This window comes from Candidatus Eisenbacteria bacterium (genome assembly GCA_030017955.1).
GTDB lineage: Bacteria > Eisenbacteria > RBG-16-71-46 > JASEGR01 > JASEGR01 > JASEGR01.
In genome coordinates, this window is the sequence record JASEGR010000013.1 from 1 (window position 1) to 25,722 (window position 25,722).

Below are 25,722 nucleotides of genomic sequence, written 5' to 3' on the forward strand. Positions count from 1 at the left end.
AGGAGCATCCTGAAGCGTCAGAGGGGCGAGAAGCCCCTATGAAAGTGTCGTGTCCTGGGGGAAAGACATAGACAAGAAACTTCCGGGACACGACACTAGGTTACCTTCTCAAGTTTCGTTTATGTGACGGGCTAGCTTTGAGCTAGTCAGTCAACCTCTCAGTTGAGTTTGTCGCAGGTTCAAGAGCCTGGGGTCAAAAGGAACTTCGTTGGACCTCTTCCAGGAGACGAGTCGAGACGAGAGTAACAGGGTGGTAATCAGGTCGGGTAAGCTCTCGCTAACCTCACTCGTGCCTACAGGTTTTTCCCTTGCCTTCCTGGTTTTTTCAATCTTATCTGCCTTGTCCGCGAGCGCCCAAGACAAAGTGAAATCTGAGGAACCCCGGACTGAGACGGCTCCGAACTTGGTGTCTTCCATGAGGCCTCCAACGAATGTTGTTGCCAAAGATACTCCCGGGGACGCCGGGAGAAGCATTACAGCCACCTGGAACAAGTCCTCTGATGATATTGAAGGAGGGATTGTTTCCCACTACAAAGTCTTCAGGCAATCTGCTGTTGAGAAAGGCTGGAAGGAGATTGCCGAGGTCCCCAAAGGGTTACAGTCCATCGAAGATACGTCAGTTGCAGATGGGGTCAAATACTATTATCGGGTCTCGGCCGTTGACAACGCCGGGGGAGTAGCTGAATCCTTCCCATCTCCTGCAGCGAGTTCAGAGGGAAACTGGTTCAATACAAGGAGGATCAACGTTCTCTCGATGCTGATCCTGTTCTTCCTCCTGGTCATATTGTTCATGGAAAGAGCGAAGCGGGGCCTTTCTCTTTTTGTGAGAAAAATTGCCGGGTTCCAGGCCATTGAGGAAGCTATCGGAAGGGCAACGGAGATGGGACGGCCTGTGCTCTATGTTCCGGGTATCGACGACGCAAACAACATTCAGACAATCTACAGCATGGTTATCCTGAACAATGTTGCTAAAATGGTCGCAAAATATGAAACTCCTCTGATTGTTCCCGTGTGCAGGGCATTTGTTCTGCCTCTTGCCGAGGAGACGGTGAGACAGGGATATCTTGATGCCGGCAGGCCGGATGCCTATAACGCCGACAACATCCGGTACCTTTCCGATGAGCAGTTTGCATTTACTGCAGCGGTTGACGGCATCATGCTAAGAGAAAGACCTGCTGCGAATCTATTCTTCGGCTCTTTCTTTGCGGAGTCATTGATCCTGGCGGAGACAGGAGCTTCAACAGGAGCTATCCAGGTCGCGGGCACTGCAAATATCCACCAGCTTCCATTCTTTGTGGTCGCCTGCGACTATACGTTGATCGGCGAAGAGTTCTTCGCCGCAACGGCCTATCTTTCGAAGGAACCCAAGCTTATTGGGACGCTCAAAGGTTCTGACTGGATGAAGCTTTTTATTATCATACTTCTCGTTATCGGTAGTGCCTTTGAGACCATTGGCATTCACAGTTTTTCGACATGGTTCATAGTTCAGTAGCGTCTCTGAGAATAGCGGGCGGAGAGACATCTTGAGAAAAGAGATACCGCTTTTCATAACTGCTCTTTTTGGCGGTTTTATGGTCCTCGAGTTCTTTGTGCCCCACCCGATGGCAAGGGACTTCGGCCAGACCCTTCAGCAGTGGACGATCATCATAACTGCATTCTCCTACGTGCTTGGCGCAGCAAACATCGTGAGAATCAACGGAAATAGAGTCTTCAGGAAGCAGAAGGACTGGGGATACGCCATACCGCTTCTCATTGGATTTGCTGTCATGACTTTCTTTGGCGTCGGCTTCGGGGTGGGCGAGGGTACGGTCTTCGACGGCATTTTCAACGGGGTGTACGTCCCGATGCAGGCGACAATGTTTTCGCTCCTGGCATTCTTTATTGCATCAGCGGCTTTCAGGGCTTTCAGAATCAGAAGCTTTGAGGCCAGCCTTCTCGCCGTGGCTGCCGTGCTCGTCATGATCGGAAGGGTGCCGGTCGGGGGGTGGCTTGGGGGAATCTTGGGATCTGCAGGAGCGCCCTCGGAAATTTCAGACTGGATAATGAATGTCCCTAATCTTGCTGCCAAAAGGGCAATCATGATCGGGGCGGCTTTGGGGGCAATCTCGACAGGACTCAAGATTATCCTTGGCATTGAGAGGAACTACCTCGGAGGGGAATGATTAGAGAAAGGGTTCGAGGGGTCAAGGGTTCAAGGGTTCAAGGGGCAAGTCAAGGATGGACAAGAAAGGGACAAGCGGTTGAGCAAAAAGACAGGCAGAGAGGGGTTGAAGCTGCCAGTACTGGAGCGACTTGAACGGCTCGACAGACGTTACATCTTCATTGCGATTTTCATCGCGGTGATTGTCCCCCTTATTTTCCCGATTTGGCTTCCAGTGAGGGTGAGTCCCGAAGTCCAGGGTCTCTACGACAGCGTCGAGAAACTGCCTCCCGGGTCAGTCGTGTACTTTGCCGCCGACTTTGATCCGGGCTCAATGGCAGAGCTTCGTCCCATGATGATTTCGACATTGAGACACCTTTTCAGGCGGGACATAAAAGTGATAGGCGCTTGCCTCTGGCCCGCCGGTCCGCCTCTTCTTGAAGAGGGCTTCGGGATCGTGGCAGAGGGAGAGTATGGCAAGAAATACGGAATTGATTTTGTGAATCTTGGATTCAAGGAGGGAAGGGAAGCGGTGATGGTTCAGCTGGGGAAAAGCTTCCACAGTGTCTATCCCGCCGACTATTATGGAAAACCTGTCAGTGAGATCCCGATCATGAAAAACGCTTACAACTTTGACAACACGGCCATGATCGTTAACATCTCCGCCGGCTATCCCGGAACAAAGGAGTGGATACAGCAGGTGAAATCAAGATTCCACATAACCATCGGGGCAGGCTGCACCGCGGTCAGTGCTCCTGAGTTTTATCCATATGTACAATCAGGACAGCTCGTCGGTCTGATGGGCGGATTGGCAGGCGCAGCAGAATACGAAAAACTGATTGGAAACCCGGCAGATGCTACCAAGGGGATGGATGCCCAGTCTCTCGGCCATGTGGTGATACTGATCTTCGTCATACTGGGAAACATCATCTATTTCGCTGGAGGAGGAAGCAAGAAAACCGGACGGGTGAAAGCTTCCTGAGAATGGAGAACTGACCAGACAATGCTAGTCAACACCGTTGCAGCATTTCTTACGCTTGCTGTCTTCAGCTTCCTCTACCGGGACAATCCGGTCTACAAGTTCGCCGAATATCTTTTCGTCGGCGTAGCAACGGGATATATCCTCTCCCTGGAATATCAGAATGTCTTCAAACCTAATCTCTGGACCCCGCTTGTCCACGGCCAATATTCCCTTATCATCGTTTTCATATTGGGCGTACTCATGTTTACGAGATTCTCGAAGCAGTACGCATGGCTGAGCCGTTGGGCGATTGCGTTGATGGTCGGCGCTTTCTCCGGGCTGGCAATAATCGGCGCGGCACAAGGCGATCTTGTTGCACAGATCCAGGCAAACATGGTTCCGTTCTGGGGAGGGAGTGTCGGCAAAACAATAGAGAATGTCCTCCTCATAGTAGGTCTCATTTCAAGCCTCTGGTATTTCTTTTTCTCGAAAGAACACAAAGGTGTCTCCGGTGGCATAGCAAAGCTCGGAATCTGGTTTCTGATGATCTCGTTTGGTGCATCATTCGGCTTCACCGTAATGTCAAGAATCTCTCTTCTCATAGGACGGCTTCAATTTCTTTTCCACGATTGGCTCCCCATCATAAAATAGCCGGCACCTGCCTGCCTGGTCCAATCCCGTTCTTTGTAACAAAGCGCCTCTCTGGAGCTGCGAACATGGCGATCGACGAGGCGCTCTTCCGGAGCGTTCAAGAGGGAAGATTTGAGGCTGCGGTACGGGCGTACTCCTGGCGGGCTCCAACAATCTCTGTTGGGTACGGTCAGGTGATGCACGAGATTCTCAACGTTGAAAAGTGCACGGCGCTCGGAATTGAGATCGTGAGGAGGCCCACAGGCGGTGGGGCTGTCCTGCACGATGAGGAACTGACTTATTCAGTTGCCGGAAGCTTGAAGAGCTCCCTCTTCGGGGGGGTGAGGGAAAGCCAGCTCAAGATTGCCCTGCTTCTGAAGAGAACTCTGGAGCTCCTTGGACTCAGCGCCGAGATTGCCGCTGGTCCCGGCAGGACGGTGACGGCTGGAGGGGATTCAGCCTGCTTTGCGGCACCATCGAAGTGCGAGATCACTGTTGACGGCAAGAAGATTGTCGGGAGTGCAGCGGCAGTAAGACAAGGATGTTTCCTTCAGCATGGCTCGATACTGCTTGGAGATTCGCACCTCAGGCTTGTCGAGTTTCTCAAGGAAGGAGGTTCTTCCATTAGAGAGCGATCAGCTTCTGCTTCATCTCTTCTGGGGAGAAAAGTCTCTTCTGAGGAAGTGCTGTCTCTCTTCAAAGCAGCATGTTCCGAAATCCTGGGTCAGGTTCTTCCCGCCAAGGATGTTGCATCCGAGCTCGCCCTGAAGGCGACAATCAGGCAGCCGGAGACTTCTGCCGAGCGAAAGCTGGCAAAGGAAGATTCCCCGGAGCCCTGATTTGCGTTGACACCCCTGAAAAGCGATAACTATACTTCGTGGTTCATGATTGTGAGTTTTGTGTCGAAATATATTGTGGTTGGTGGCTAACGCGGAGAGTGACAAGCGAGAGAATCACTCCCAGTGTTTAGCACTGTTTGCCAGTTGGCAAATGTTGGCTTGCGGCTCGAGTCAAGGGGGACCGAGATGAGAAATAGTCCTACGCTTGTCAGATTGTTCGCACTCCTTTCCGTGGTTGCCGTCCTTTTCGCCGGCTGCGGAAAGAAGCGGGCAAGTACGCTTTACGAGGACAGCTATCCTCTTCCTGACGATCCCAAGGTTGTGGACGTGACCGGGAGCTACGGCGGGAGAGTAATAGCCGCTACCATCTCAGGCCCCAAAACGTTCAACGTTATCACAGCCAACGAGACTTCATCCACCGAGATAACAAACAGGATGTTTGAAGGGCTCACGAGTTTCAATAACTACTTACAGAAGGTAGAGCCCGGCCTGGCGAGCTCATGGGAGGCATCTCCAGACTACAGAGTTTGGACATTCCATCTCCGAAAAGGACTCAGATGGTCTGACGGAGCCAGGTTGACGGTGGACGACGTCCTCTTTTCTTTTCAGATTGCCTACGATCCCACCATACATCCGTCGATCGCCGAGCTCCTCCAGGTAAACAGAAAGCCCTTCAAAGTAGATGAAATTGACAGTCTGACGATTAGATTGACGCTCGATGCGCCTTACGGCCCACTCCTATCGGTCATCGGGGCCCTTCCAATTCTGCCGAAGCACAAGCTTGAGCAGGCGTTCAAGAATAAGACATTCGAGTCGACCTGGGGAAATGAGACTCCTCCCTCCGAGATTGTCTGCAGCGGGCCATTCATGCTTAAAGAATATTTGCCCAACGAGAAGGTCGTGCTCAAAAGAAATCCTCACTTTTGGGCGGTGGACAGGGACGGGCGAAGGCTTCCTTATCTGGACGAGCTTGTCTATGTCATTGTTCCTGATCTGAATGCATTGCTCCTCAAGTTTCAGAGCGGCGAGATTGATTTGCACGATTCGGTGAGGCCGGAAGACTATGCAGTGCTCAAGTCTCTTGAGAAGAAGGGCAACTTCGCCATGTATAGTCTTGGTCTGGACATCGGAACGTCACATCTCTGGTTTAACTTGAATGGAGGAAGAAATGCCAGGAACGGGAAAGCTTACGTCGATCCCGTGAAGTTCAAGTGGTTCTCCAATGAGAACTTCAGAAGGGCAGTCGCCCATGCCATAGACAGGGAAGGCATAGCAAAGACGGTCTATTTTGGCATGGGAGAGCCGATCTGGGGTCCGACCTCTCCCGCCGACAAGGTTTGGTACAACCCCGATGTGAAGAAGTACCCATACGATCTCGCCAAGGCGAGAGAGATATTGAGACAGGAGGGGTTCATCGACAGAGACAGGGACGGGTACATTGAGGACAAGGATGGGCATACTGTTGAATTCACCCTTCTCACCAACACCGGGAACAATCCGAGGAACCAGATAGGTAACCTGATAAAGGAAGATCTTACCAAGCTCGGAATGAAAGTCATATTCAGCCCTATTGAGTTCAATTCTCTCATTGTGAAAATAAATGAGACCTATGACTATGATGCGGTCCTTCTGGGACTGACCAGCGGTGTCCCCAATGATCCGATCCTCGGGATGAATGTTTTTCTGTCAAGCGGAAGAACACACAACTGGTATCCTGAACAGCCCAGACCCGCCACACGATGGGAAGCCGTCATAGACAGCCTCATGAATGCACAGATCGGACTGACCCAGTTCTCCCAAAGGAAGGCGGTCTATGATCAGGTTCAGGCGATCATGAGCGATCATGTTCCGTTCATCTACACTGTGAACCCTATGATCTTCTGCGCCGTGAGGAACAAGTTCGGGAACCTGCAGCCCAGCATCTTGAGGGAGCGGGTCCTCTGGAACGCCCACACGATATTCCAGAGGCCGGAAACTATTTCCGGCAAATAGGATTTCTGGACCGTCAGGCCAGTCCAACCAGTGTGCCGTCCCAGAAGTAACTTTACGAAATGCAGGGCCTTTCATGAGGCACACTGCCAGGGGGTATGAGGGGGTCGTGGCCGACCCCCTCAGGGGTGACAGCGTAGGGATGCGACGAGTAGGAGCATTCCGAAGCGTCAGAGGGGCGATAGCCCTTATGAAAGTGTCGTGTCCTGGGGCAAAGACATAGACAAGGAATTTCCGGGACACGACACTAGCGAATTCAGATGAAAACATATATCCTGAAACGATTCCTTCACATGATTCCGCTTCTTTTCGGTATCTCTCTTCTTTCTTTCATTGTCATAAACCTTGCTCCTGGTGACTTCCTTACGACGATGCAGATGAATCCCGCGATCTCTGCAGAAAGAATCGAGACGCTGAGAAGAGAGTTTGGACTTGACAAACCCGTCATAGTCCAATACCTCATTTGGCTTAAGAATATCGTTCTCCACCTGGATTTCGGCTATTCTTTCTCGCGCAGGGTTCCGGTCTTCGCTGTCCTCAAGACCGGCATGCTTAATACGCTGCTCCTTGCCGGGACTGCGGCTCTGATCACGTGGGGGCTCGCAATTCCGCTGGGAATCGTATCCGCAGTCCGGCAGTACACGTGGGTTGACAAGCTTAGCTCCTTCGTGGCCTTTATAGGTCTTTCCATTCCTGAAGTTTTCTTTGCCCTTCTCATGATTTATTTTGCCGCGACAACCGGCTGGTTTCCCATAGGCGGTATGCGAAGCCTGGATTTTGAGTATCTCTCTCCGTTCTCCAAAGGGGTTGACCTGATTCGACATCTGTTTCTGCCCGCCCTTGTTCTCGGGACAGTTCCAATGGCTTCGAGAATGCGGCAGATGAGAGGGAACCTGCTGGACGTTCTAAGGGCCGACTATGTGACTACTGCGAGGGCAAAAGGATTGAGCGAGCGGGTGGTCGTCTACAAACATGCGGTGAGAAATGCGATCAATCCGCTCATAACCATATTCGGGTATACCCTTGCGAGTCTCCTGAGCGGAGCCTTCCTGGTGGAGGTAGTGATGTCCTGGCCAGGCCTGGGACGAATCACCATCGAAGCCCTCTTTACAAGAGATCTGTATCTCGTCATGGGAGCGCTCATGATGGCTTCGAGCCTTCTGATCCTTGGGAACCTCATTGCCGACCTGCTTCTTGCGATTGCCGACCCGAGAATATCCTATGACTAAACCAGAAATTCCGGGAGGAATATTCGGCAGCAAGAAGATTGCTTCCATTAGCGACAGCCTTCTTACTCTCAGCGAAAAATCTCATACCCCGTGGGCTATATTCTGGAAGAATTTCAAGAAAAACAAGTTTGCACTAACCGGCGCAGGTATCCTCATTGTCCTCTACTTGAGCGCCATATTCGCTCCCTTCATTGCACCCTATTCAATGGAGGCGCAGAACAGGACACTCTTCTACAATCCTCCGACAAGAATTCACTTTGTTGACAAAGAGGGCAAGTTCCACATCAGGCCTTTTGTTTATCAATACTATTTGAGCGACCCCGGCTGGACCAAGTACTCGGAAGACAAAAGAATCACTTTCCCGATCAAGCTGTTCGCAAAAGGGGAAGAGTACTCTTTCTTCGGTATCAGAACCTCGAGGCATCTCTTTGGAGTTGACAGCGACGCAAGGATTTTTCTTTTGGGCAGTGACCAATTTGGCAGGGACATTTTCTCGCGTCTTCTTTTTGGCGGCAGGATTTCTTTGTCTGTAGGCGTAATTGGAATTCTAGTCACTTTTGCATTCGGGCTGGTCGTGGGCGGGATATCAGGCTACTTCGGGGGAGTGGTTGATAATCTCGCAATGCGTTTCTCCGAGATCCTTATGTCCGTCCCTGGACTCTACCTTATCCTTGCCATTAGGGCAGCATTCCCGGCATCCATACCTTCCGACAAGATGTACCTCATAATCGTCTTCATACTGAGCTTCATCGGGTGGGCGAGTCTTGGGCGAGTCATCAGAGGAATGGTTCTCTCCCTCAAAGCAAACGAGTTCGTGACGGCTGCAATGGCGCTTGGAGCCGGGAACTTGAGAATAATCATGAGGCACATAATTCCGAACACCATGAGTTTCACTATAGTCGCTGCCACAGTATCTCTCCCGGGGTACATCCTCGGAGAAGTGGCGTTGAGCTTTCTTGGAGTCGGGATCCAGGAACCTCAGGCAAGTTGGGGGAACATGCTCCAGCACGCTCAAAGCGTGAGAGTTCTCACTTCTTTTCCGTGGGTTCTCGCTCCGGGATTTTTCATCTTCATCACGGTTCTCGCTTTCAACTTTCTTGGCGACGGGCTGAGGGATGCTCTTGATCCCAGGAAAGTCGAGGGCCGGTAATTGTAAGACGGAGGAAAAGTGCCGGATGCTCTTCTTGATGTGAAGAATCTCAAGACTTACTTCCACACCGACCTTGGCGTTGTGAAGGCGGTGGACGAAGTAAGCTTCTCGGTCAGAAAAGGCGCTTCTCTGGGCGTTGTCGGCGAGTCCGGCTGCGGGAAGAGTGTTACTGCACTCTCGATTCTCAGGCTCATTCCAAGCCCGCCGGGAAAGATCGAGTCAGGAGAGGTGATCTTCAAGGACAAGGATCTCCTGAAACTCTCGGAGTCAGAAATGAGGAAGATACGGGGAAATGAGATCTCGATGGTGTTTCAGGAACCCATGACGTCCCTTAACCCGGTCTTTACGTGCGGCTATCAGATTCAGGAAGCTGTGGTCCTGCATCAGAAACTTGGGAAAAAAGAGGCAAGGGCAAAGACGATCGAGATGCTTAATCTTGTCGGAATCCCGGCGCCGGCGCAGAGAGTTGACGAGTACCCTCATCAGTTGAGCGGCGGAATGAGACAAAGGGTCATGATTGCCATGGCTCTATCGTGCAATCCAGCCCTTCTCATAGCGGATGAGCCGACGACTGCACTCGATGTTACTGTTCAAGCGCAGATACTTGATCTCATCGGAAGGCTGAGAGGGGAACTCGGCATGTCTCTCATCATCATCACTCATGACCTGGGAGTTATCGCCGAGGTTGCAGATGAAGTGGCGATAATGTACGCAAGCAAAGTCGTCGAGTTCACGGACGTGAAGACGATATTCGAGACCCCGCTTCACCCGTACACGGATGGGTTGCTGGAGTCAATCCCACCGCTTGACGGAACAAAGGACAGGCTCAGCGTAATACCTGGAGTCGTGCCGAATCCGGTTTCCTTTCCTACGGGCTGCAAATTCCATCCGCGCTGTAAATATGCATTTGGCAAGTGTGCCAGTGAAGAACCGGAACTCAAGCTCGTGACCAAAGGACACTGGGTAAGATGCTGGCTCAGGGAATGAAGACGCTGGTTACGATCAAAGGACTTGAGAAACATTTCCCCATAAGAAAAGGGATCTTCTCAAGAGTCACGGGCTATGTTAAGGCCGTTGACGGCGTGGACCTGGCCATAGGGGAAGGCGAAACCATGGGTCTCGTCGGTGAGTCCGGCTGCGGGAAGACCACGCTTGGAAGAACTGTGCTAAGGCTCCTTGAACCCACGGCCGGGGAAGTCTCTTTCGACGGAAAGAACTTGCTGACGCTGAAGAAAAAGGAGTTGAGGGCACTGAGGAAGGAGATGCAAGTGATCTTTCAGGATCCATACAGCTCCCTGAATCCCAGGATAACCGTGGGCGGGATGATTGGCGAGGCCCTCAAGATCCACAGGCTGGCGAAAGGTGAAGAGGCCAGAACAAGAACCGGTGAGCTTCTGGAGCTTGTGGGTCTGGCGCCTCAGGCGGCGAGACTCTATCCTCATGAATTCTCGGGTGGTCAAAGACAGAGGATAGGGATAGCACGGGCGCTTGCTGTCAGCCCCAGGTTCATAGTCTGCGATGAGCCGGTTTCTGCACTTGATGTTTCGATTCAGGCGCAGATAATAAATCTCCTTGTGGATCTTCAGAAAGAGCTGAATCTCACGTATCTCTTCATAGCTCATGATCTGCGCATCGTTGAGCACATGAGCAATAGAGTTGCAGTCATGTATCTTGGAAAGATTGTGGAACTCGCGTCCAGCGACGAACTGTACAGGAAGCCGCTTCATCCCTACACTGTGGCCCTGATGTCCGCGATCCCGGTGCCTGTTCCGGGAAAAAAGGGCACAAGAATCATCCTCAAGGGAGACGTTCCGAGTCCGGCAAATCCCCCGTCAGGATGCCACTTTCATCCGCGCTGCCCGGAGGCAGTCAACGATTGCTCGACGGTCACGCCCGCGCTTGAAGAGGTATCCCCGGATCATTTCGCAAGCTGCATCCTATTGAAAAAGTGAAGGTTCTGCCTTCCACTCTTGACGATTTCCTCGTGCCGCCCCTCCTGGAATACCTGCAACAAATTGATTGACATTAGGTTGGGAATATGATAACATCACTTTTGAATTAGAAGACCTATTTCATTGCGCGGCCTGCGGGGAGGTGGTTCGCTTGCGTTGGACGGCAGTTTCTACGCCCGGAAGCGGAACAGGCCCTAGTTTCTGTATCGCTGTTAGTTCTCCAGCCAAGGACTATTCAAGAGGTGCCGCGGATCAAGATCCGACGGCTTCTTTTTTTCCCGGGCACGGATCGTTTGTACGATGACTGTGTCTGGATTCCTCAGAAAAGGAGGTGAATGCGAATGAAGAAGATAGCCACTATCCTTTCAATCCTCTTGGTTAGCGCTTTCCTCGTGCATTTTTCAAGCGGCACAAGGCTGGCGGTGACCGAGAAGGACTCTCCTGCGTTTTCTCTTGCGCTTAACGCGGCAGTGAAGACGCTGGAGGGAGTGACGTCTGTTGCAACAACGGGTGTGCGAGTTGCGGAGGCAGAGGGAGAAGTTTCTTGGACCTACGATCAAACGACGACCTGCGACGGTCACTCTCCAACGTGCGATGGCAAAACTCCCACATGCGCGCAGTGGTACACATGTGACGACAGGTATACTTGCTGGAGTGAACCGACCTGCGATGGATCATGGACGTGCTGGAACAGTACATGCAACCCGTCAGGTGTGGCCGACAATCTGACCTGCGACGGAATAACGCCCACATGCGACAAGGGGCCGAACTGCAATTTTACTGCTGACGGCAGCTACACATGTAACGGAACGCCTGAGTGCACTCCGAACACGTGTAACGGATGGCCGACGTGCGTATTCAGCAATCCCAGGTGTGCGCCAAGTCCGACGGACAAGACAACGTGGGGAAATCTCAAAGCCAGATTCAAATAGCCGGAACGAAACCTGGCTCTGAATCTGGAGATGTCATGGAAGGGGGCGGGTGCAGTCCTGCCCCTTTTGTGCTCTGATGAGAAACCTGAAGCCAGACGGATATGGAGCCTTGTGCCCATAATGTTGTGTGATGGGATAGAGGGGGCGATCACCGGGACAGCACGTTGGTTCGGTGGTCAGATCCTGCCTGCGCGTGACGTGCAATAGCATCAGGATGCCGGGAACGGGGAGGTGAAATGCAATGAAAAAGGTTACTGCTGTACTTTCAGTTCTTTTTCTCTGTGGGTTTATTGCCCACTTCTCGGGTGGCGCCAAGCCGGCTCTTCCTGAGAGGAGTTCTCCTGCTTTTTCGGTTGCACTTAGCGCCGCAGTGAAAACCCTTGAGGGAGTGACTTCGGCAGCAACGACCGGCGTACAGGTTGCGGAGGCAAAAGGAAAGGCTGCTTTAGCTCCAACGACTGATCCTCTCACCTGTGATCCGGGTGATCCGAGGTGCCAGGAATTCACCACTGACATGTGTTACTTCACGTACGAACAGGCATCCACGTGCGATGGACTGTCGCCAACATGTAATGCCGCGGTAACGTGCACCCAGTATTACACGTGCGACGGCAGAGCGACATGTGATGCAAGCCCGACGTGTAACGGGTCATGGACGTGTTGGAACAGCACATGTAGCGAGCCCGGTCTGACTTGTGACGGAAATCCAACGTGCGACAAAGGGGCGGGCTGTTACTTCACGCAAGATGGTTCCTACACATGTAACGGTACTCCCGAGTGCAAGGCCAACACGCTCAACGGCTGGCCAACCTGCGAGCAGATTGGCAATCCTGCCTGCGGCCCTACACCCTCTGACAGGACCTCATGGGGAAGTGTTAAGGCCAGGTTCAAGTAAGAAGAGCTGGGATTCGGCATAAAAGGAAAGGTGTCGAAGGGGTTGGGACTCGTTCCCGACCCCTTCAGTCGTTCTCGGACTTCAGGAGAAGGTGTGTCTTGGAACTGACTCACCCGTGGCCGTATCAGACATCCGATTTCTTGCTTGCCTCGCAATTTGTCGAGTGCTATTCTGATCGGACATGGATTGCGCTCCGGCAGAGACGGTTCCAACAGGGAGGATATACTCTGTGAGAAGAGTTTCCATCCCGTTTTTCATTCTTGCAGTCTGTTTCACATTGGGCTGGATGGGATACTTTGTGCGCCCTTTCACCCACTTTCTGGCTGTCCTCTCCGCGCTAATCTTCTATTTTTCATCGGGAATTCCCTGGGCTCGGCTTTCGGGAAAACTGAGGCTCGGATACTTTGTCATTCCTCTACTTGTCCTCCTGGCAGGCGGGACAGGTGTGCCCGGGCTGTTCTTTATTGCTCTCGGCGTGTCCACGCTTTTTCTCATAGGAGTTTCGAGGAGAGTGGGGAGGGAGAGTGCTGAGCTTGTTTCCCTCTTAACTCTTCTTGCCTTTCTTGCGTTTGGAAGAATCGTTACAGACGAGTTCCCCACTGCGTACTACTACCTTGACAAGGCATCAGAATCCTTCTCCAAGTCTGTCGGTTCTCTCTGTGGCGCAGAATACCTGTTCGGCCCGATCTCGACCGGGTTCGGGATTTTTCTTTCGTTTCTTGTTTTCTCAATTCTTTTCTTGCGTTCAACAAAAAGTGGAGGTCTCGTAAGAGCTGTTGGATATTTCTTCCTCTATGCGATTACTGCCTGCTTCGGACTCATGATCCTTGACCCTATCGCGATATTCATAAAGCAAAGGTTCCCTTCACTTGACCTCATATATCTGAATCCCCAGCTAATCTATTTCGCTCTTTACCTGCTGCCGCTTTGTGTTGTGCTTGCCAGAGACGATTGCCTCGCGGGGCAAGAGGCAGTTTCGCGAGCCTCGGTTCAAGGCTCCGAGACGAGCGAAGCGAACACTCCTGAACGATTCATTCCAAAAGGATGGTTCTCCAAGAAGACAGCTGTTGTTTTCGTTCTGCTTCTCGTTCTTTCGACAATTGTGTCTCTTCCGGACTTTGAAAGGGATGGTCCGAAAAGAGTAGTTCTCTTTGACTACGGCTATCTCAACTGGAGAACGCCTGATTTTACTAGCTTCGGAGGAAAGAGTGGGGGCATGTTCGGGAATCTTCCAACGTTCCTGAAAGTCACCGGGTACGGTCCTGAGAAGGGAGACAAGCTGGACAAGGAGCATCTCAGAGGCGCCGGGTGTCTCGTCGTCATAAATCTGATCAGGTACTTCAATGAAAGTGAGAAGAAAGCCATCCTCGACTATGTCAGGGACGGCGGGAGCCTTCTCCTTCTTGGTGATCACACGGGTGTCATGGGGATAAGGGGCCCCTTCAATGATCTTCTGGGCCCGACCGGTATCAGGTTCAACTTCGACAGCGCGAGTTTTTTCAGTCAAGGATGGACCGATGCCTTGAGACTCTGGCCCAATCCTGCAAACAAGAATCTCACAAGTGACGATGAGCTTCAGATTTGGGTCGGCGCTTCGTTATCGGTGAAACCGCCTGCCAGATATCAGACGGTTGCGATGTATGGTTACGCGGATCTGGGTGACCCGTCAAATTTCGGCACGGCCTTTCTTGGAGACCGGAAACATAATCCCGGTGAGAAGCTTGGTGACATTCCACTCGTTGCATGGACAAAGTTCGGCAAGGGGAAGATCCTTGTCTATGGTGACACATCTCCTTTTCAAAACGGTGCGCTGGTCACGGCGCATGCTTACGTTCAGAGAGTCTTCGGCTGGCTCACGCACAGAAGAACCGTTGATCTTTTTCCGTTCAAGGTTGTCTCGATAGTCCTCATTTCGATCCTTGCGCTTGCACTTCTTTCGCCCAAAGCTCTTCTGGGCGCGGGGCTCCTCGCTTCATTGGCATTCGGGCAGTTGGTCGGCCGCGCAGTTACCCGTGACTATGCAACAGGGGAGACTGCCCCGAATCTTGCCCTCATTGACATTGGACATGCAAACAGGTTTGACCAGCTTGGCTGGTACGACAATTCGGTTGGGGGCCTCGAATACAACATCATGAGAAACGGCCTTCTGCCTTTCACAGTTGAGAAGCTATCGAAGGAGAAACTTGGCCGCGCGAAACTCCTCGTTGTCGTGGCTCCCGCGAGAAAATACTCAAACGGCGAGATTGACGCGGTGGAAGAGTTTGTTAGAGGCGGCGGCAGGCTTCTTATGGCCGTCGGCTATGAGGAAAGCGAACCTTCAAGGGAGCTTCTATCCAGATTTGGCATTGAGATACTTGGCATCCCGCTTGCACATCTTGAAACAGAGGTGTCCGGCGAAACGATTCAATTCAACGAGGCATGGCCCGTCCATTGCGACGGTAAGTGCAAGTCAGTCGTTTCGAAATGGGGATACCCGGTTGTGGTTGAGAAGAATGCTGGAAGAGGAAGGCTAGTCGTAATAGGAGACTCGGGTTTTCTCCTCGGCAAGAATCTTGAGAAATACAGTGAGGTAAACGTTAACAACATATTCTTCTTGAAAAGACTGATGGAAGAGCTTGCGAGAGAGCGATGAAGAGACTCGCCTGGATTGGAATCTATCTAGTATCGATTGGCTGGTTTGTTTCGCTGGATGTGTACACAAGGAGCTCGCACTGGTGGCTCTGGCCTATCATTATTGGAAGCTTGATTCTCTACCCCGCCCTTAGGCACGAGAAGCCGAAGGGATCGCTGATCCTTCTTCTTGGAATATTGAATGTATTCCTTTTCCACTGGCCCTACTCGGTTTCGGGAGTTTTGCTTTTTGCTGCCGGGGTTCTCTATCTGTTCAGGAGGCATTCCGTCCCGAAGGCGCTGGGGAACTGCTTTTTTGTTTCCGGTTTCGCTCTCTTCCTTGCCGCGCTGCTGACTGGAATCTACTATTTGAAGTCTCCTCATTTTCAAGGTCAGAGTTTCTTTTCACCAATTTTCTATGCTGTGATCAAACTTTTCGCTCACGGCGCCGCTCTCACAAATGGCACGATAGTCTTACCGGCCGTCGATGGAATAAGGGAACTCAATGTTTCCGTTGAGAAACTTGGACTTTTCCCGATTCTTCTCTTCTATGCCTCCGCGGTGTCGTTTCTCTACTTCATCAGAGCCAAGGGAAGAACATACTCCTACCTCACACTTATCACACTTGGTTTCATCTTCGTGAGATTTGTTGCCCTTTCCCTTGCGTTCCTTCAGGGCGGAAAATCCTCGATATTCTGGATGCGAGCCCCGCTCATCCTGAGCACTCTTCCCCTCCCGCTCTTCCTTTCTATCTTCCCATCCGTGTTAACATCTGAACCGGTGGCCAAAGGTAGCGGCGGCAGGAAAAATGGAGTGCTCCCAGCTTCTATCTTTTTGCTCCTGGCCTTTCTCTCAGGAATGTTCCTCGCAGGATTTGCCGGGTTTGGGGATCCCGGTGTGCAGAAGCAGGGCCGAATCCTGATAGACGAAGGGCACAGCGACTGGGAATGGACAACCCAGAAGTTCGATACGGAGTGGTATGGAGGGAAATCCGGCTACAACTACTATTGTTTGCGGGATTACCTCAATCATTTCTACAAGGTTGATGCAGGAATGGATTCAATAACCGAGAGCCTTCTTTCGAACTACGATATTCTCTTCATAAAGACTCCGACCAGACCTTTCTCCAATCGTGAGATTGATGCGATTGAGAAGTTCGTGAGAGCGGGCGGCGGACTTTTCCTGGACGGGGATCACACAAACGTTTTCGGCTCGAGCACATTCGCGAATCCGCTTGCGGAGAGGTTCGGCCTCAGGTTCAACTACGATGCCACGTATGACCTCAGGAGTCTTAGTCTCTCTGTTTACAACAGGCCTTCCCTGCTTCCTCATCCTGTAGTACAGAGGGTTCCAACTTATCTGTTTGCGACATCATGCAGCATGGATGCTCCAATGTTCTCTGACAAAGTGATCATTGGCTACGGATTGAGAGCAGTTCGTCTCGACTACTCAAGAACAAGTTACTTCGCAGATGCCAGTAAAGAGCAGAATTATGACTTCGGTCTTTTCATTCAGGCGGCGGGGACTAAGATAGGGAAAGGGAGAGTGCTTGGATACACCGATTCCACCGTCTGGTCGAATTTCTTCATGTTCATCCCCGGGAAGCCGGAGCTGATTCTCGGCACAATGGAATGGCTTAACAGGGAGAACAGGTTTGGTTTCCTCAATCCGCTTCTTCTGGTTCTGGGGCTCGCGAGTCTGGGCTTTGGACTCCTCGTTCTGAGAAAGAAGAGAATCGAGAACTGGGCTGCGATTCTTGCAGTTGCCGGGCTAATTGGATTCGGACTTGGAGCGAGAATCTTTGCATCCGGAAACTTAGCTTCATACAAAGATCCGGCACCGCACACAGGATTTACGAAGGTGGCATTTGACTGGGAGCACTCCAGGTTCACCCTGCCCGTCTATTCCCTGGAATGGGATCAAAGACTGAGCTTCCACACGTTCTATACGTGGACCCAGCGGCTCGGGCTTGTTCCAAGCCTTGAGAAGAGTTTCAGTGATGCCCTCCGCAAGGGAGACATAGTAGTCGTAATCAATCCCATAAAGAGATTTGCAATTGAGGAAGTTGATGAGATGACGGAGTTCGTGAGAAAAGGAGGAAGACTCCTCTTGCTTGACAGTCCCCGGAACTGGGCATCCACCGGGAATGAGCTTATCGGGCCGTTCCTGATGAAGACGGATACCCTCACGGTCGCGTCATCTGCCTGTTTCGATTCGACCCGCAGGGAAATCGCAACGCTGTCTAATGCAGGCATGGTGGAGGGGGGGAAACCTCTGTTCACTCTCTCGAATGGAAACCCGGTCGCATCATACAGCACATTTGGCGAAGGAAAGATCGTCGTTTTCAACGCTTCGTCCAACTTTGCCACCGAGACCCTGGGGGGTTCCAGTGCGCTGCCTACGCCTGCGCAGAGAAAGCTCTACGACCTCGAATTCTCCCTCCTGAGATTTCTGCTCAAGAAATAACATGCATCAAAGGTGTTGTGCAGCCCCGCATCCCGTAGTATGGACAAGAACATGCCAACGGAGATAGAATACTAGTGCGAGGAGTGTGAAAGAAGGAGTGAAAGGGGGGTGAAGTCTGAGAAGGGATCCGGAAGGCGACAACGAGAAGCTCTCTGATCCCGGGGTTGGCCGCCGGGATGATGGAGTTGGAGAGAACGCCGGCGAGCCGCACGAAATTGAAGAGCCTGAGGCCGGGCACAAGATACGCCGTCATTCAAAGAGAAAAGAAATCTCACGGCTCAAAAAGGAGATTGTCGAGCTTCAGGGGAAATTGAAGGAGAAGGAGAGCGAGGTTCTGGGGAAGCACGACATGTGGCTGAGGGCGGTTGCGGATTATGACAATTTCAGGAAAAGAAAAGAGAAAGAGATACGGACCATTGTGCGTCTTGCCAATGAGAAACTGATCCTTGAGCTTCTTGATGTTATTGACGGCCTGGAGCTAGGCCTGTCGGTGGTCAATGCGGAGGGACAAGGGGCGGTTAGCGCGGATGGAGAAGAGACGGCCAATGCCGGCGCAGAAGGGGCGCCCAGGCCCGAAGAGAACAAGGACTCAGGCATCAGAGAAGGGCTCGCTCTCGTTCTCTCTAGGCTCAAAAGAATTCTTCAGTCTGAAGGAGTGGCTGAAATAGATGCTCTGGGGAAGGAATTTGATCCGCTTCTTTGTGAAGCTGTGATGGAAGTGAATGACAGCGGGTTTGAGCCCGGCAGTGTGGCAGAAGTCATGAGAAAAGGATATGTACTGGGCGATAAGCTCCTCAGGCCTGCCAAAGTGAAGGTGGCGAAGTAGGAAAGAAGATGGCGGAAAGAGACTACTACGAAGTCCTCGGTGTCCCGCGAACTGCAACTGAAGACGAGATAAAGAAATCCTACAGGCAGCTTGCGCTCAAGTATCACCCTGACAGAAATCCCGGGAACAAAGAAGCAGAAGAAAAATTCAAGGAGGCGACCGAGGCCTACGAGGTCTTGAGGGACCAGGAGAAACGTTCCATCTATAACAGGTACGGAAGGGAAGGAATGAGGGTCGGTGCCTCCCAGCCGGGGTTTGGCGGATTCAGCCATTTTGATCTTTCAGATGCACTAAGGGTCTTCATGGAGAGTTTCGGAGACCTCGGTGGATTCGGCGATTTCTTCGGGACTCCGCGTACAGGTTCCACCAGGACACGTGCTCATAGTAGAAGGGGCGCCGACATAGATATCTCCATAAGACTATCACTTGAAGAGATAGCATCCGGAGTCGAGAAGAAGATAAAACTGAAAAGGTGGACGAGTTGCGATACGTGCAAGGGAACAGGCGGGAAGCCGGGTTCTTCCACGCGGACCTGTCCCAAATGCGGCGGAAGCGGAGAAGTGAGAAGGGTGACAAGACAGTTCTTTGGGCAGTTCGTAAGCGTTACGACGTGCGACAACTGTCACGGCGAAGGGGAGATTCTTGAGAGTGCATGTGATGTCTGCCGCGGTGAGGGCAGGGTCAAGAAAACAGAGACGATAGCAGTAAAAATCCCGAAGGGTGTTTCACCGGGTAACTACATTCCCGTAAGGGGGCGGGGACATGCGGGCCTAAGAGGCGGAGGGACCGGAGATCTCAACGTCTTCATCGAGGAAAAGCCACACAATGTTTTTGAGAGGCACGGAGATGACCTCATCTGCGTGCTTCCTGTGAGCGTCTCCGATGCGGCGTTGGGGAGAGAAGTTCAAGTGCCGACTCTTTCAGGTCCGGTGCCGGTTTCACTTCCAAAAGGAACACAGTCAGGGAAAATGATAAGAGTCCGCGGGAAGGGAATTCCGCACCTGCGCGAATCAGGGGCAGGAGATATTCTTGTGAGAGTCGTGGTGTGGACTCCGGCAAAATTGAGTGATAGGGGGAAAAGACTTCTGGAGGAGCTTGGCGCTCTTGAGGATGCCGCGCCTCCGAAGCCGGGAAAAGGAATATTCGGAAGAGTAAAAGATGCCTTTGATAGAAGCGGGGAGTGACACAAAGGGAAGATTTCTCGTAAGGAAGGAAGAGATCTTCAAGGACAGATTGCTCCTTTCGGGCAGTGAAGCTTCTCATGCCCTGAGGTCCCTGCGTGTCAAGAAGGGCGATCGGATTTTGGCGACTGACGGCGACGGGAATGAGTTTCTTGCAACAATTGAAGAGGTTCGCCGCAATTGCATAGCGTGCAGTATCGTCGGGAAGGAGAAGTCGAAGAGGGAAAACGATATGGCAATCTGGCTTGCGCAGCCAATCCTCAGATCGGGAAGGATGGACTTTGTCATAGAGAAATGTACCGAGCTCGGTGTCGCAGGCTTCATGCCTTATCTTAGTCCGAAATCTTCCGTGGGCGCTCGCGGACAGCCAGGCCGGGAGAAGCTTGCCAGATGGAAAAGAATCTCTGAGAGCGCTCTTAAGCAGTCTCTCGGGTGCGTGCTTCCTGAGTTCTCGGACGTGAAGGAATTCGGACAGGTTGTTGACTCAATCAGGAATTTTGAGAAGGCATTCTTTGCTGACGAAAAGGCCGATGTTTCAACCGTAGCTGGCCTCCCCATGACCCCGGGAGAGAAGACAAAAATACTCATCATCATCGGGCCTGAGGGTGGATTTTCGGATGGGGAACGCCGCTCTTTAGCCGATAAGGGAGCAATTCCCTTTTCGCTCGGAAAGAGGAGACTGCGTTCGGAGACCGCATCCATCCTGTCCGTGGGGATGGTCGCTTGCAGTGTGCAATGCTCGGGTGGGCCGCGGTGATGAGGCCAGGTAGCGGGTAGCCCTGGAGATGTCCTTGAGCCGACCTTCTGAAAATTTCTGGACTCCCTTCTTGGACGAGGGAGCGACCCCGAAAGGGGCGAATTTGCGCTGTTTGAGACCGAAGCCCGAGTTCGCAAATTCGAGTGAGCGAGTCTGAGAAGGATCGACATTTTCGGCAGGAGGGAAAGGACATCTCGAAGAGTGACAGGCTGGGAGGGGCAAGGATTCCCCGCCTGGCGAGCCCTAGACGGGGCATCCCGGAGCAGAGTCAGCGAAACGCTCATTCGCCGATCACAGCCCATCGCTTGGAGATGGGTGCCGTGCAGGCTAACTCATTGGAAGAAAAGCGGATAAGAGTCAGCCGGGGCGAAAAGTGTCGCGCGGGGGCTGCGTGAGGCGGGCAGGGGGAAATTAGACTCTTGACAGGCCAAAAGGGGTCATGTATACTTTTTGGTACGGTTTGATACAGGTAGTCTTTGTTCCTGACCCAAGGGGTGTTTACGTAACTAGTTAGGAGCGTGATACATTATTTGAAAAAATCTCGTTTTGGGGGTGAAAAAATTAATGGCAGGTGTGAGAGTAAAGGAGAACGAATCCTTTGAAAGTGCTCTCCGGCGTTTCAAAAAGAAATGCGAAAAGGCGGGAATTCTAGCTGACCTAAGGCGGCATCAACACTTCGAAAAACCAAGCGAGCGAAAAAAGAGAAAGCTGAATGCTGCCAAGAGAAAACTGACCGCGAGGCAGTTCGAGGAAGAGTAGAGGAAAACCAAACTTAGGTCGCGGAATAGGATTTAGAGAACCGGCTGGTCTTGCTCCCAGGGTTGTATCCTTTCCCGGTGCTGTTTCGGCTTATTAGGTCTTCTCCGGGGTGCGGTCTCCATCTTACGTATTTTTCCAGGGCAAATTTTGTCGGGAGGGAGAACTGTTTGTGAATCCTGTTTCTGACGAGTGTGCCCTTTTCCTTATTTCTATTTCGAGGGGCTCTCTCTAAGAGGTGGATGCACACTCGCTGAAAGTCCTTGAGCTAGACAAGGTAAAGACGCTTCTTTTGGAGAGAATACGTTTTGAACCTGCCAGGGAGCGAGCCCTTGCCCTTGTACCGTTCGACAGCAGGAACGCGGCAGAGGAAGAGCTGGGGCTTGTGCAGTCTTACTCAGACCTACTTTCGTTGTATGACTCTCCTTCATTCTCTCTCCCCGACCCGGGCGGATCTTTGCAGAAGGTGAAAGTTGGCGGAAGGCTTGAACCGCGGGCGCTTTTTGAGGTTGCCGAATTCCAAAAAGGCGTGCGGGTTGCCAAGGCCTTTTTTGAAACACGGAAAAAGGAATTCCCGAGAGTCTGGCATCTCGCGTCAGAACTTCGTCAGACTGACGAGATAGAGAAAAAGATCTTTTCGGCGATAGAACCATCTTTCACGATCTCAGACAGTGCCTCACGGGAGTTGAGGAGAATCAGAAGTGAGATAACAAAGCAGAGGGAGAGAATTCTCTCAACACTGAAGAAAGAGGTGGGAGAGAGTGCGAAACAGGGCGATGATTCCGGCATCACGATCCGGAGTGAGAGGTACGTGATACCGGTAAGGGGAGACAGATCTCCCAAGGGAAAGGGTATCGTCCACGATCGTTCGCAGAGCGGTATGACATTCTTTGTCGAACCCCTGAGTGTCGTCGAACATAATAACAGGCTCATCGAGCTGAGGGCGCAGGAGAGGGACGAGGAGGAGCGGATTCTGATTGAGTTGAGTTCAGTTGTCGGAGAGCAGCTTGAGCCAATTCTGGGCAATGTGGAGCTCGTTTCCCATCTCGCCCTGCTTCGGGGAAAGGCGGAGCTCGCCCGCAGGTGGGATTCCAGGCCCATCAGATTTGCGGATGAGCCGAGGCTCCGGATAAGGAGCTTCCGTCATCCTCTGTTACTGTCTGTTCAATCTCCCGGTGAAGTCGTTCCGCTTGATCTCGAACTCGGTGACGGAAAGAGTATTCTTCTGATCTCAGGTCCGAATGCCGGTGGAAAGACCGTTGCGCTGAAGACAATCGGGCTTCTTTCTGCGATGAGCATGTCCGGGCTTCCCATTCCGGCGGGAGACGGGAGTGAGCTTCCGTTCTTCAGCGACATCCTGGCCGACATAGGAGACGAACAATCCATAGAGGCCAGTCTCAGCACTTTTTCTTCCCACTTGAAGCAGATAACTGAGATCGTCGAGCGTGCAGACAGCTCGACTCTCGTGCTTCTTGATGAGATCGGTCTGGGGACCGACCCTTCAGAGGGCGGCGCCATAGCCATGGCTGTTCTTGAGCACCTTGCTTCCAGGAAATCATTTGTCATTGCGACGACTCACCTCGGCGAGTTGAAACTATTTGCATCGGCCGTAAAAGAAATTGAGAACGCTTGCATGGAGTTTGACTCCGCGACAGAGGAGCCGCAGTTCAGACTGAAGGCCGGAATTCCCGGCCAGAGCAGGGCCATAGCGACGGCAAGGAGACTAGGGCTCAGGAAAGCAATCGTGGACCGGGCCTACGAGCTTCTCGGGAAAGAAAAGGTGAAACTGGAGACCGTGCTCGAAGAACTTGACTCGCTTTCTTCCGGACTCGAGAGAGAGAAGGACTCCGCGAGAAAGGAAAGAGAAGAGGCGGAATCCTTGCGGAAGACCTATGAAGAAAAAATCGCCCTTTCTGAATCCGAGGCCAGAACCGTGAAGAGAAAAGCCAGGGAAGAAGCGCGGGCCATGCTTTCTGAGACAAGAAGGGTTCTTGAAGAAGCAAGAAGGCTGGCGAAGAAGAACGACCTCGGACTTGCCGAGACAGAAAAGACGAAGCGGTCGCTTGAGGAACGTGAGCGTGAGCTTGAAGAGCCTCTTTTCCTTCAGGAAAACCGTAAGGAACCTGTGAACCTGAAACCTGGTACAAACGTAAGGGTGCTTGGAATTGACTGGGAGGGCACAATTGTCGGATCTCCGGATTCTCACGGCAGGGTTTCGATTGAGAAAGACGGCATAAGAATCAAAGTCCCGGTTGACGCTCTCCGGACGATTGGGACCGATGACGGCAGGGCAAGGCCTCACGTTACAGTGACAAAGAGCGAAGACAGAACTTCAAGCGGGACTGTTGACGTGAGGGGCATGAGGGTGGACGAGGCAATGAGTGAAGTTGACAGGGCTCTCGACACCGCCCTTCTTCAAGGAAAAGACGAGATAAGAATAATTCACGGCATAGGAAAAGGAATCCTGAAGAAAACGATCTCAGACATGCTCAAGAGTCACCCCTCAGTGAAAGAGATAAGAGATGCTGAGATCAGAGATGGCGGAAAAGGAGTCACTATCGTTCTGGTGAAGTGACCTTTGACAGTAGGCAATGGAGGTAATGGCCGGGGCCGGCAGATATGTATGCTCCAGAACTGATTGACCGCATAAGAAGCAGCGTCGACATCGTTGGAATTATCGGCGAAAGAGTCTCACTCAAGAAAGCCGGAAGGAACTATAAGGGACTTTGTCCTTTTCACAACGAGAAGACTCCTTCTTTCATCGTGAGCCCCGAAAAGCAGCTCTATCACTGCTTCGGCTGCGGAGCGGGGGGAAACGTTTTCACATTTCTGACATCGACCGAGAAGATGAGCTTCTCAGAAGCGGCAAACTATCTGGCTGACAAAGGCGGTGTGAGACTGCCGAAGGCAAAGGCGGAAAACGAAGAATATTCGAGACTCTATGAGGCAAATGAGCTGGCAGCCGGGTTCTTCGAGAACTCTCTCTGGGGGGATGCCGGGAAAAAGGGAAAGGAGTACCTGAAGACAAGAGGCGTGCGAGAAGAAACTGCAAGGGAACTCAGGCTCGGACTTGCCCTCCCGGGCTGGAGGAACTTGCTTGACCACGGAGGGAAACTTCTTGGAGATGAGCTGCTTCTCAGGGCGGGTCTTCTTGTCCGCGACGATCAGAGCGGCGCAACATACGACCGTTTCAGAGACAGGCTCATGTTCCCTGTCGAAAGCGTGTCTTCGAGGATTGTCGGATTCGGCGGAAGGGCGCTTGACGACTCACTGCCGAAGTATCTGAATTCTCCGGAGACTGCAATCTACAAGAAATCCGACATACTCTACGGTTTTTCGAGGACAAAACGCTCCGTGAGGGAAGCCGGCTTTGCTTTCCTTGTCGAAGGATACATGGACTTCATCGCCCTGTTTGAGTCTGGAATCCGGAACGTTGTCGCGGTATCAGGGACTTCACTGACGCCGGGGCACGCAAGGATGCTCAAGGGAGCTGCCGAAAAAGTCTCGGTCGTTTTTGATGCGGACCGGGCCGGGATAGCTGCAGCAATGAGAAGCATCGGTATCCTGCTTGAAGGAGGTCTTCGGGTCAACGTCATCTGTCTTCCTCAAGGGCATGACCCTGACACCTACATCAGAAAAGTGGGCAGAGAGAAATTCCTCGAAGATGCAAGTATATCTTTGGATGCGATTGAATTCCTGAGGGACTGTTTTGCCTCAGAGAAGAAAAGCAGGGAAGAAGCTTTAAGGAATATTGTTGAGCTCATAGCTAGGGCTGAGGATCCTCTTTCGAGAAGAGTCCTTGTGGAACGGACTGCCGCGGTATTTTCATTCGACGAGGCAGTGCTGTTCACTGAAACCGAAAGGAGGAGATCCGGAGAGAGACCTGGGGTTGGTCTCGTACCCGCCAAGCCAGCCGGGCTTTCTGTTTCGAATATCGAACTTGAATACCTTGCCCTCCTTGTTTCCAGCCCGAGCCTGCCGAGGGAAGCATTGCAGCCGATAGAAGAAGAGCTCTTTGCCGATCCTTTGTTACGGAAGGTTGCACGGACCATCCTGGATTGCGGCGAAACGCTGGAGGGAAATGGGGTCGCAGGGCTTCTTCACCGGATTGAAGACGAAGAGGCAAAGAGTCTCTTGTCAAGGCTTGCCATCGAGGACAAGTTCTCCGGGGTTGACAGGGAAACTGTCCTGAAGGATTACGTGAAGAAACTCAAGCAGATGGCCCTGAGAAGAAGAGCGAGTGAGATTGACCAGGACATAAAGAGAAGGGAAAAACAAGGTATTGATGCCACCAGTCTTCTTGAAGAGAAGAGTGGAATTATGGCTGAGCTTAAGGAGCTTTACGGATAGAAGGAGCAGTTTTCTTTCGTGCTGCCTTTCTCGGCACATGGTAACCAAGGAAAGGAGTC

The 25,722-nt window shown here is 52.1% G+C and carries 21 protein-coding genes; 20 read left to right on the top strand and 1 reads right to left on the bottom strand.

The features are described from left to right. Positions 1-150: 150 nt before the first annotated feature. On the bottom strand, positions 151-417 hold the full coding sequence (locus tag QME66_03055) for a hypothetical protein (GenBank protein ID MDI6807948.1): 267 nt from the start codon (positions 415-417) through the stop codon (positions 151-153). Between QME66_03055 and QME66_03060 the strand changes: the two genes are divergently transcribed. From QME66_03060 to dnaG, 20 genes are all read left to right on the top strand, one after another. Then, the gene (locus tag QME66_03060) at positions 416-1,492 is read left to right on the top strand and encodes a fibronectin type III domain-containing protein (GenBank protein MDI6807949.1); all 1,077 of its coding nucleotides are present in this window, start codon (positions 416-418) and stop codon (positions 1,490-1,492) included. The two genes, QME66_03055 and QME66_03060, sit on opposite strands and share 2 nt — an antisense overlap. Before the next feature lie 31 nt (positions 1,493-1,523). Beyond that, positions 1,524-2,162 carry a hypothetical protein gene (locus tag QME66_03065; GenBank protein ID MDI6807950.1) on the top strand — a complete coding sequence of 213 codons (639 nt, stop codon included), beginning with the start codon at positions 1,524-1,526 and terminating at the stop codon, positions 2,160-2,162. Positions 2,163-2,240: 78 nt separating this feature from the next. Continuing rightward, a complete protein-coding gene (locus tag QME66_03070; protein MDI6807951.1) occupies positions 2,241-3,122 on the top strand; it encodes a hypothetical protein in 882 nt (293 codons plus the stop codon). Between the two features lie 21 nt (positions 3,123-3,143). Further along, positions 3,144-3,752, top strand: a complete 609-nt coding sequence (locus QME66_03075) for a hypothetical protein (protein ID MDI6807952.1) — start codon at positions 3,144-3,146, stop codon at positions 3,750-3,752. Positions 3,753-3,817: 65 nt separating this feature from the next. Beyond that, positions 3,818-4,570: a lipoate--protein ligase family protein gene (locus QME66_03080; protein ID MDI6807953.1), complete on the top strand. Its 753-nt coding sequence runs from the start codon at positions 3,818-3,820 to the stop codon at positions 4,568-4,570. Between the two features lie 186 nt (positions 4,571-4,756). Continuing rightward, the gene (locus QME66_03085) at positions 4,757-6,562 is read left to right on the top strand and encodes an ABC transporter substrate-binding protein (GenBank protein MDI6807954.1); all 1,806 of its coding nucleotides are present in this window, start codon (positions 4,757-4,759) and stop codon (positions 6,560-6,562) included. A gap of 257 nt (positions 6,563-6,819) precedes the next feature. After that, a complete protein-coding gene (locus QME66_03090) occupies positions 6,820-7,788 on the top strand; it encodes an ABC transporter permease (protein ID MDI6807955.1) in 969 nt (322 codons plus the stop codon). Continuing rightward, positions 7,781-8,938 (top strand): ABC transporter permease, encoded by a 1,158-nt coding sequence (locus QME66_03095; protein ID MDI6807956.1) that lies wholly within the window; start codon positions 7,781-7,783, stop codon positions 8,936-8,938. The genes QME66_03090 and QME66_03095 overlap by 8 nt, the downstream gene beginning before the upstream one ends. A gap of 18 nt (positions 8,939-8,956) precedes the next feature. Beyond that, positions 8,957-9,925 carry an ABC transporter ATP-binding protein gene (locus QME66_03100; GenBank protein MDI6807957.1) on the top strand — a complete coding sequence of 323 codons (969 nt, stop codon included), beginning with the start codon at positions 8,957-8,959 and terminating at the stop codon, positions 9,923-9,925. Next, positions 9,922-10,890 carry an ATP-binding cassette domain-containing protein gene (locus QME66_03105; protein MDI6807958.1) on the top strand — a complete coding sequence of 323 codons (969 nt, stop codon included), beginning with the start codon at positions 9,922-9,924 and terminating at the stop codon, positions 10,888-10,890. The genes QME66_03100 and QME66_03105 overlap by 4 nt, the downstream gene beginning before the upstream one ends. Positions 10,891-11,231: 341 nt before the next feature. Further along, positions 11,232-11,822, top strand: a complete 591-nt coding sequence (locus QME66_03110) for a hypothetical protein (GenBank protein ID MDI6807959.1) — start codon at positions 11,232-11,234, stop codon at positions 11,820-11,822. 241 nt (positions 11,823-12,063) lie between these two features. Further along, on the top strand, positions 12,064-12,717 hold the full coding sequence (locus QME66_03115) for a hypothetical protein (GenBank protein MDI6807960.1): 654 nt from the start codon (positions 12,064-12,066) through the stop codon (positions 12,715-12,717). 229 nt (positions 12,718-12,946) lie between these two features. Further along, positions 12,947-15,349: a hypothetical protein gene (locus QME66_03120; protein MDI6807961.1), complete on the top strand. Its 2,403-nt coding sequence runs from the start codon at positions 12,947-12,949 to the stop codon at positions 15,347-15,349. After that, positions 15,346-17,793: a hypothetical protein gene (locus QME66_03125; protein ID MDI6807962.1), complete on the top strand. Its 2,448-nt coding sequence runs from the start codon at positions 15,346-15,348 to the stop codon at positions 17,791-17,793. Before QME66_03120 ends, QME66_03125 begins: the two co-directional genes overlap by 4 nt. Positions 17,794-18,061: 268 nt before the next feature. After that, a complete protein-coding gene (locus tag QME66_03130; GenBank protein MDI6807963.1) occupies positions 18,062-18,619 on the top strand; it encodes a nucleotide exchange factor GrpE in 558 nt (185 codons plus the stop codon). Positions 18,620-18,627: 8 nt separating this feature from the next. Beyond that, positions 18,628-19,803 (top strand): molecular chaperone DnaJ, encoded by a 1,176-nt coding sequence (gene dnaJ, locus QME66_03135; GenBank protein ID MDI6807964.1) that lies wholly within the window; start codon positions 18,628-18,630, stop codon positions 19,801-19,803. After that, positions 19,778-20,557 carry an RsmE family RNA methyltransferase gene (locus tag QME66_03140; GenBank protein ID MDI6807965.1) on the top strand — a complete coding sequence of 260 codons (780 nt, stop codon included), beginning with the start codon at positions 19,778-19,780 and terminating at the stop codon, positions 20,555-20,557. The genes dnaJ and QME66_03140 overlap by 26 nt, the downstream gene beginning before the upstream one ends. A gap of 564 nt (positions 20,558-21,121) precedes the next feature. After that, positions 21,122-21,316: a 30S ribosomal protein S21 gene (rpsU, locus tag QME66_03145; GenBank protein MDI6807966.1), complete on the top strand. Its 195-nt coding sequence runs from the start codon at positions 21,122-21,124 to the stop codon at positions 21,314-21,316. 235 nt (positions 21,317-21,551) lie between these two features. Next, on the top strand, positions 21,552-23,888 hold the full coding sequence (locus QME66_03150; protein ID MDI6807967.1) for an endonuclease MutS2: 2,337 nt from the start codon (positions 21,552-21,554) through the stop codon (positions 23,886-23,888). A 44-nt stretch (positions 23,889-23,932) separates the two neighbouring features. Further along, the gene (gene dnaG / locus QME66_03155; GenBank protein MDI6807968.1) at positions 23,933-25,663 is read left to right on the top strand and encodes a DNA primase; all 1,731 of its coding nucleotides are present in this window, start codon (positions 23,933-23,935) and stop codon (positions 25,661-25,663) included. Positions 25,664-25,722 lie beyond the last annotated feature (59 nt).